The sequence below is a fragment of the Streptococcus sp. DD04 genome (assembly GCF_001578725.1).
In the GTDB taxonomy this organism is placed as follows: Bacteria; Bacillota; Bacilli; order Lactobacillales; family Streptococcaceae; genus Streptococcus; species Streptococcus sinensis.
Genome location: NZ_KQ968977.1, coordinates 208546 through 210147, shown reverse-complemented (window position 1 = coordinate 210147; position 1602 = coordinate 208546). Strand labels below are relative to the sequence as shown.

The window sequence follows — 1602 nt, the reverse complement described above, 5'->3', positions numbered from 1 at the left end:
ATAATACAGGCGTTCACCCAGAGTCCTATAAGGCAGTGGAGGAGCTCTTTAAGCGTCTTGAAATTAGCAGTTTGGATGAAGCAGCCCAAGCCAAATTAAAAGCAGTGGAGACTGCTAGTTTGGCTGCAGAGCTAGGCTTGGGAGAAGAAACCCTCAAAGATATTATTGCTGATTTGCTCAAGCCTGGCAGAGATTTGCGAGATTCCTTTGACGCACCAGTTCTGCGGCAGGATGTCTTAGATATCAAGGATCTGCGCATCGGTCAAAAATTGGAAGGCGTCGTCCGCAATGTCGTCGATTTCGGAGCCTTTGTGGATATCGGCATCCACGAAGATGGCCTTATCCATATTTCTAAAATCAGTAAAAACTTCATTAAACATCCTAGTCAAGTCTTATCAGTCGGTGATCTGGTCACTGTCTGGGTGGATAAGCTAGATGTGGAGCGGGAGAAGGTCAACCTCTCTCTGATAGCACCAAATGAATCTAACTAACTACGTCAGGCAGGTTTCGCTGGAAGATTTCGGCTGGGAATTTCGCCACCAAGCTTTTTGGAACAAGCGTCTCCGCACTACAGGCGGACGCTTCTTTCCCAAAGATGGCCATCTGGATTTCAATCCGAAAATCTATGAAACTTTTGGGCTAGAGACCTTTCGAAAAATTGTCCGCCATGAGTTGGTCCACTATCACCTCTATTATCAAGGCAAAGGTTACCGTCATGGAGATAGAGACTTTAAAGAATTACTCAAGCAGGTGGATGGTCTACGCTATGCTCCATCCTTGTCCGACTCGCAAACCTTTCTCATCTACGAATGCTTGAGTTGCGGAGTACTTATCCGTCGCAGACGTAGAGTAAATCTTCAGAAATACCGTTGCGGTCGCTGTATGGGCAGGTTGGCATTCTTAAAAGAGAAATTGAACGGAGACTGTGCGAACTAAAAACTGATAGATGCAGAATCAGCCTCTGGGCTGATTTTTTTGTCCTTTTGCTATGATAAAATGAAGGAAAGAATGAGAGTTGAGGTCGTCATCATGAAAACTAAATTTTATAAATTAAGAAGAAACCGAGTGATTTCAGGGGTTTTGTCGGGACTGGCCGATAAATTCAACTTTGATCTTGGCTTGCTGCGTTTCCTGTTTATCATCTTTACAGTTGTGAATTTTGGTTTGGGGATTTTGATTTATGTCTTGCTGGCCATGGTTATGCCCTATAAGGAAGATCTGGAAGAAGAAATGTACGGGACCGGCCCTCGCAAGATAAAAGAAGCTGAACCTATCAACGACAATGATGGTTGGTTTTGGTAAATGTTGATTTAAAAGTCAGTTCATTTAGTGGACTGACTTTTCTGTGGTTTAATGGCTATATTGCCAAAAGGAGTTGCAATGGAAGTTTGGAATGCTTATGACTTCAATCGAAATATACTGCCTTATCTTTTAGTCAGAGGAGAGCCTGTTCCTAAAGGTCAGTTTCATCTTTGTGTCAATGTCTTGGTTCGCCATGAAGATGGAGATATTCTCGTTATGCGCCGTTCTGCCAGCAAGCCTTTATATCCCGGCTATTATGAGTTTGGTGCGGGAGGGAGTGTCCTAGCTCATGAAAGCAGT

General features: G+C 43.7%; 3 protein-coding genes and 1 pseudogene. All 4 read left to right on the top strand.

Going from position 1 to position 1602, the window contains the following annotated elements; translation table 11 throughout:
* The coding region (locus STRDD04_RS03770; protein ID WP_156469047.1) for a S1 RNA-binding domain-containing protein at window positions 1-491 on the top strand (491 nt) is incomplete at its 5' end.
* Complete coding sequence (locus tag STRDD04_RS03765; RefSeq protein ID WP_062199456.1) at window positions 478-936, top strand: SprT family protein; 459 nt, start codon at window positions 478-480, stop codon at window positions 934-936. The genes STRDD04_RS03770 and STRDD04_RS03765, both read left to right, overlap by 14 nt.
* Window positions 937-1029: 93 nt before the next feature.
* Window positions 1030-1302 carry a PspC domain-containing protein gene (locus tag STRDD04_RS03760; protein WP_037617049.1) on the top strand — a complete coding sequence of 91 codons (273 nt, stop codon included), beginning with the start codon at window positions 1030-1032 and terminating at the stop codon, window positions 1300-1302.
* A 78-nt stretch (window positions 1303-1380) separates the two neighbouring features.
* Window positions 1381-1602, top strand: a pseudogene (locus tag STRDD04_RS11405) (NUDIX hydrolase); the annotation flags it as partial.

What these genes read in the sequence shown, in the direction of transcription:
- STRDD04_RS03760 (WP_037617049.1), top strand. Translation starts at nt 1,030, where the DNA reads ATGAAAACTAAATTTTATAAATTAAGAAGAAACCGAGTGATTTCAGGG.
- STRDD04_RS03765 (WP_062199456.1), top strand. Translation starts at nt 478, where the DNA reads ATGAATCTAACTAACTACGTCAGGCAGGTTTCGCTGGAAGATTTCGGC.